Annotated in this window: 5 protein-coding genes; 4 read left to right on the top strand and 1 reads right to left on the bottom strand. The window is 37.2% G+C overall.

What is annotated here, in order from left to right:
• Positions 1 to 18: 18 nt before the first annotated feature.
• A protein-coding gene (locus tag MKL35_RS07375) for an IS4 family transposase (protein ID WP_208728222.1) occupies positions 19 to 1,109 on the bottom strand; the annotation gives its coding sequence in 2 pieces (ribosomal slippage) (positions 19 to 569 and positions 569 to 1,109; 1,092 coding nt in all).
• A gap of 41 nt (positions 1,110 to 1,150) precedes the next feature.
• On the opposite strand from MKL35_RS07375, the gene MKL35_RS07370 reads away from it, so the two are divergent.
• From MKL35_RS07370 to MKL35_RS07355, 4 genes are all read left to right on the top strand, one after another.
• Entirely contained in the window at positions 1,151 to 1,897 is a 747-nt protein-coding gene (locus tag MKL35_RS07370) for a fimbrial biogenesis chaperone (RefSeq protein ID WP_270913235.1), read from the top strand.
• A 60-nt stretch (positions 1,898 to 1,957) separates the two neighbouring features.
• On the top strand, positions 1,958 to 4,516 hold the full coding sequence (locus MKL35_RS07365; protein ID WP_032010421.1) for a fimbria/pilus outer membrane usher protein: 2,559 nt from the start codon (positions 1,958 to 1,960) through the stop codon (positions 4,514 to 4,516).
• A complete protein-coding gene (locus MKL35_RS07360; protein ID WP_032010419.1) occupies positions 4,513 to 5,529 on the top strand; it encodes a fimbrial protein in 1,017 nt (338 codons plus the stop codon). Before MKL35_RS07365 ends, MKL35_RS07360 begins: the two co-directional genes overlap by 4 nt.
• Positions 5,530 to 5,646: 117 nt before the next feature.
• Positions 5,647 to 6,600, top strand: a complete 954-nt coding sequence (locus MKL35_RS07355) for a DUF4882 family protein (RefSeq protein ID WP_032010417.1) — start codon at positions 5,647 to 5,649, stop codon at positions 6,598 to 6,600.
• The last annotated feature ends 40 nt before the right edge of the window (positions 6,601 to 6,640 follow it).

Raw genomic sequence — 6,640 nt, 5'->3', positions numbered from 1 at the left:
CTCTGTACACGACAAATTTCATAGAGCCCTTGTCCTATCAGGCTTTTTCTTTCTTAAAATTGCGAGCACTTTCTTAAATTCTTCTTTTTTTCCAAAACCAATCAAACGTAGAATAGCCATTTGAACATAGTCCAAACCGTAGCGAAATAAACTTACTGAAAGTCGTCCATGCTTCTTTATTTTTATCGCTTTTTTTCGATCATGTTGCCATTCACCTGTTAAATAGCACCAACAGAAACCGATCGCTAGCACTGCTATCAATTTCTTGACTCGTCTAGGGTCTGTTAAACGAGTATTTTCAAGATTGAATCCACGTCCTTTGAGACAACTAAATAAGGTTTCGATTTCCCAGCGTAATGCATAATCACCAATAGCAGAAGCATTAAACATAGGAGAAACAACAAGTAAAAGTTCTCCATCTTCTAATCGTAACGCACTAATATACAGTTTCACTCGACCAACCCAAATACGTCGTTTACGACATTCAGTTTGACCAACTTGAAGATGACGAAATAAATCACTAATTTTATGACTCTTGGCTAAGTGATTGGTCACAATAAAGTTTTTTTAACACGTATACAGAAGTTAATGTCATTTTCAATTAACCATATAAACCATTTCTCACCGATAAATTCTCTGTCTGCAAACACATTCACAATACGATCTTTACCAAAAATGGAGATAAAGCGTTGAATCAAAGCAATACGCTCTTTTGTATCTGAATTTCCACGTTTATTGAGCAATGTCCAAACAATAGGTATCGCTATTCCACGATAGACGATGGCTAACATCAAGATATTGATATCTCGTTTTCCCCATTTCCAATTGGTTCTATCCAAAGTTAATTGGACTTTATCGAATGAAAATATATTGAAAATTAACTGAGAAATTTGACGATAATCGAAATACTGATCTGCAAAGAAGCGTTGTATACGTCGATAAAATGATTGTGGTAAGCACTTGATGGGTAAGGCTTTAGATGCAGAAGAAAGATTACATGTCTGTTTTACAATTAATGCAAGCATAATCAGTGTAAAACATTTTACACGTGACTTGTTCCACTTTAGATATTTGTTTAAGATGAGATGTAACTCATTGAAATGTGTCATCATATTCATCGTCAGAAAACAAGTATTATGCCATTATTTCAATGAGTTGTCTTTTTTTGTCGTGTACAAAGAATTTTTTGTTAGGTTTGGCATTTGCTTCAGCGGTAGCCGCACCTGCCTCTCATGCAGAAATTGTAATTCATGGCACTCGTGTAATTTATCCATCAGATGCCCGAGAAGTTACGCTACAAGTTAGCAATAACGGTTCAAAACCAGCACTTGTCCAAGCTTGGATTGATGAAGGCGACCCAAAAAGTACTCCGGATCAATCAAAAGTTCCTTTTATGATTGCTCCTCCAATTTCTCGTGTTGAAGCAACAAAAAGTCAGACTTTTCGTATTACTGCTCTACCCACTGCTTCTCAGTTAAATCAGAAGCAAGAAACTGTCTTATGGTTAAATGTTTTGGATATTCCTCCAAGACCTACCTCAAAGGGCTCAGATGCGACACCTGATAATTTTCTGCAATTAGCAATTCGTTCACGTATTAAATTCTTCTATCGTCCAGCTTCGATTAAAGATGATGCGAACTTAGCGGCAGATAAGCTTCAATGGGTTAAATCTGGTCAAAACTTAACGGTAAAAAATCCAACACCTTTTCATATTACGATGACTTCTGTTTATCAGAAAGTCGGCGATAAAAAAGTAGATTTATTACCTGAAGGGCTAATGGTTAAGCCTTTTTCTGATGCATCCATTCAGCTTAAGAATGGCAATCTTCAGGATATGAGTTTTATTAATGTGAATGACTACGGTGGCCGAGTCGAACACTCAATAAAACTTCAATAATCAGATTTATATTTTTTAATAAATTTTAAGCACCTATTATGTGAGTAGGCGGACTTAGCTATGCCAAAAAAACGGCAAGAATCTTATAAATTATTAAAACGCCATATTTGTTATTACTTGGCTTCCGGTGTTGTTACCATGACAATGCCTGTATTCGTGCACGCTGAAGAAACAGCTGCGAGTGCTCCTGTCGAAGCTGAGTTTGATTCTGCTTTCTTAATTGGCGATGCAAAAAAAGTTGATATTTCTCGCTTTAAATATGGCAACCCTGTTTTACCTGGCGAATATAACGTTGACGTATATGTAAATGGTCAATGGTTTGGTAAACGTCGTATGGTGTTTAAGGCGGTAGACCCAACACAAAATGCGGTCACTTGCTTTACAGGAATGAATCTTCTTGAATACGGCGTAAAACAAGAGGTTTTGTCTAAGCATGCTCCCCTTCAAAAAGAAAATAATAGTTGCTACAAAATAGAAGAATGGGTTGAAAATGCATTTTACGAGTTTGATAACTCTCGTTTACGTGTCGATATTTCAATCCCTCAAGTCGCATTACAAAAAAATGCGCAAGGTTATGTCGATCCGAGCGTATGGGATCGCGGTATTAATGCAGGCTTTTTATCTTATAACGGTAGTGCTTATAAAACGTTCACTCAATCGAATGATAGAAGTGAAACCTCAAATGCGTTTATGGGTATCACAGCCGGACTAAATTTAGGTGGTTGGCAGCTACGTCACAATGGTCAGTGGCAATGGCAAGATACACCTGCTGAAAATCAATCTAAGTCAAGTTACGAAGAAACAAGTACTTATTTACAGCGAGCATTCCCGAAATATCGTGGTGTTTTAACACTTGGTGATAGTTTTACAAACGGCGAAGTATTTGACTCTTATGGCTATCGTGGTATTGATTTCTCAAGTGACGATCGAATGCTGCCGAATAGTATGCTTGGTTATGCCCCACGTATTCGTGGTAATGCTAAAACTAATGCAAAAATTGAAGTACGTCAGCAAGGCCAACTTATCTATCAAACAACGGTAGCACCGGGTAACTTCGAAATTAATGACCTGTACCCTACTGGATTTGGTGGCGAGATTGAAGTTACCGTTATTGAGGCGAATGGGGAAATACAAAAATTTTCTGTGCCTTATGCATCTGTTGTTCAGATGTTACGTCCGGGTGTAAACCGTTACTCACTCACTGTAGGTCAATTCCGTGATCGTGATATTGATCTTAATCCTTGGGTGGTTCAGGGTAAATATCAACAAGGTATTAATAACTATTTAACGGGTTATACCGGAATTCAGGCTTCTGAAAATTATACAGCTTTATTGCTGGGTGCTGCTTTTGCAACACCTATTGGTGCTGTTGCATTTGACGTTACGCATTCTGAGGCGGACTTTGAAAAACAAGCTTCGCAGTCTGGTCAAAGTTTCCGTTTAAGCTACAGTAAATTAATTTCACCAACCAATACGAACTTAACACTTGCAGCTTATCGTTATTCAACAGAAAACTTCTATAAATTGCGTGATGCCCTTCTTATTCGTGATTTAGAAGAAAAAGGTATCAATACTTACGCTGCGGGTCGCCAACGTAGTGAATTCCAGATTACCTTGAACCAAGGACTCCCTGAGGGTTGGGGTAACTTCTATATGGTAGGTTCATGGGTCGATTATTGGAACCGTAGTGAAACAACTAAACAGTATCAGATTGGTTATAGCAATAATTACCATGGTTTAACTTATGGTTTGTCTGCGATCAATCGTAAAGTTGAATACGGCGCAAGTAACCAATCACGTGATACTGAATACTTAATGACATTGTCTTTCCCAATGAACTTCAAGAAGAACTCAGTTAATGTCAACATTACTGCATCTGAAGATAGTCGTACAGTGGGTGCAAGTGGAATGGTGGGTGATCGCTTTAGTTATGGTGCTTCTATGTCGCATCAGGACTATGCAAACCCAACATTTAACCTAAATGGTCGTTATCGTACTAACTATACAACTGTTGGCGGTTCTTATAGTGTGGCTGATTCTTATCAACAAGCTATGGTGAGCTTAAGCGGTAGTATCGTTGCTCACTCAAAAGGTGTGTTATTTGGACCTGAACAAGGTCAAACAATGGTACTTGTACATGCACCTGATGCAGCTGGCGCAAAAGTAAGTAATACCGTTGGTCTAAGCATCAATAAAGCAGGTTATGCCGTAGTTCCATATGTTACTCCATACCGTCTTAATGACATTACCCTTGACCCTCAAGAAATGTCTAGCAAAGTAGAACTTGAAGAAACAAGTCAACGTATTGCACCGTTTGCTGGTGCAATTGCTAAAGTAGATTTTGCGACTAAGACAGGTTATGCAGTTTATATTAATAGTAAGACTGCAGATGGCAACAGCTTACCTTTTGCAGCACAAGTCTTTAACCAAAAAGACGAAGCTGTAGGTATTGTTGCACAAGGTAGTATGATTTACTTACGTACCCCACTTGCTCAAGATCGTCTGTATGTAAAATGGGGAGACGAAAGCAATGAGCGTTGTTCGGTTGAGTACAATGTTGGTAATCAGTTGCAAAACAAGCAACAAAGCGTGGTAATGACGGAGGCTGTCTGCAAATGAAAAGAATATTATTAACGGGTGCTCTATTTACCGCGGGCTTAGGTGTGTATGGTGAAGCTAATGCATACTGTACACTTAGCTCTGGGTTTACTACGGTTGATATCTCAATGGCTGTTGGGCGAGTTGTAGTGCGACCAAGCGATCCTGTAGGAAAAATTCTCACAAAAGCAACCTTTCCTATTAATCCTAATGGTTCTACACTACGGTGTACTTCGTATAGTGACACTATTACAGCTGCGTTAACTCAAAATTATCCTTTAAGCTCCTTAGGTAATAGTATTTATTCTACCAATATCCCTGGGATCGGTATTCGTTTATATCGTGAAGCTGAAAATGCCACTAATTTTTCTGGATATTATCCCTATACTCGTAGTTTAACTCCTGGAACTACTTATAACCTTGCTCAAGGTTATTTTGTTGTTGAAATCGTAAAGACAGCTCCGCAGACAGGCTCTGGTACTTTAGTCCCAGGTTTATATAGTCGTTATTATGTAAATGGCTATATGGATCGCCCCTTCTTAACTAGTACTGTTTATGGAAACGCAATTACGATTGCTTCATCGTCATGTGAAATCCAAGGTAACATTAACAAAGTTGTACAGCTTCCTACAGTTACCAAAGCTGGCTTTAAAGGTGTTGGTTCAACTCAAGGTGAACAAACCTTTGATATGAACATCCTATGTAATGGTGGTATTAACCCTACTGGCTATGAAGAGAAAAATCTCATTAGTTTGACCTATGACTTTACTCAAGATGGTACAAACAATCAGGTTTTAGCGAATACAGCTGCAGCTTCTGAAAAAGCAAACGGTGTAGGCGTTCAGTTACTTTGGAATTATCAAAATAAAAATCAGGTTATCAAAAAAGGCGATAAGCTCGCTTTAGGTACATTGTCTTCTAACCAGACGCTTCAATATAACGTACCGATGACTGCCCGCTACTATCAAACAGCAACGAATGTTACGGCGGGTAAAGTTCGTGCAATGGCAACTGTAACGATCGAATATGATTAATCATATTTGATCGTTACGAAACAGAATAAAATTTTAAAAATTAAAATTATAAAAACTAAAAGAATAGATTTTATTACATCAAAACTTTCTAGAACTTTATATTTATTAGGAAAAATTATGAAAAAAATGGGTATCATTGTCGGTAGTATTATTATGTTAAGTTGGGCAGTAAACTATAATGCTACTAGTTTGCCCACAGATCCTTTAGCTACTACGGCACCAGCAAATAGCACAACGATATCTCAAAAATTGTTTATCAATAAGCAAGGAGAGTCAAAGACTTTCTCATTGAAAAAAACGCTGCCTAATTATCGTAAAATTTGCCAATATAATTTTGATGCCGATCAGGAAGATTTTGATTTATGGAATATGCAAAATATTGAAGATGATACTCCTATCAAAAAATTTCCATTGGTCAAGGCTCAGGAGTTCGGTTTTACTATAGACTCAATTCCTAAAGATGAATATTCCAATATAGAATATGTGGCTCAAAGTAAAAATAAGCTTAATTCAACAAATGATATCGGTGATTTTTTACTACCTACAAAAGGTATCATTGCATTAGAAATGCAGCTTAAGGTTCCAATGATAGAGTTAGGTAAATCCAATTATATATCAACTATTTTTATAACAGGTACTACAAATAATCGTTACACAGTTCGCTTGCATTATGGTTTTAATTCAGGTGCTTATACTACGGAATTTAAGAAAATTATACCTAATGTGAACTACTCGATAACTTATCGCCTGAGTAATCTTAATGGGCCTATTTTTAGTTATTATGATTCTAGAAACGTAGCTTTAAATGCAGATGGTTATCAGCGTCTAGGTATATACATTAACCAAGATACTAAGCAAGTTGGTTTTATTTTAAATGGGGTTGATCTGGGTTATAGATCTAACCTTCCTGCTCCTTTAGCGAATCTAAGTTTTATGCTGTCTAGTAGTGCAGGCGTCTTTTCGGATCACTTGTTTGGTCAAGAGTTATCTAGTGAACTTATAACTGATCGAGATGATCTTCAATTTATTTACCCACCAGATACAACTGATATTTGTGGTAATATTCTTTAGGGTAAAAACTATTAAGCATAAAAAAAGGGCTGAATTACAG

Source organism: Acinetobacter sp. AOR41_HL (assembly GCF_027854645.1).
Lineage (GTDB): Bacteria > Pseudomonadota > Gammaproteobacteria > Pseudomonadales > Moraxellaceae > Acinetobacter > Acinetobacter nosocomialis.
Note: the sequence above shows the minus strand (reverse complement) of the source record. Positions and strands in the feature narration are given on the sequence as shown.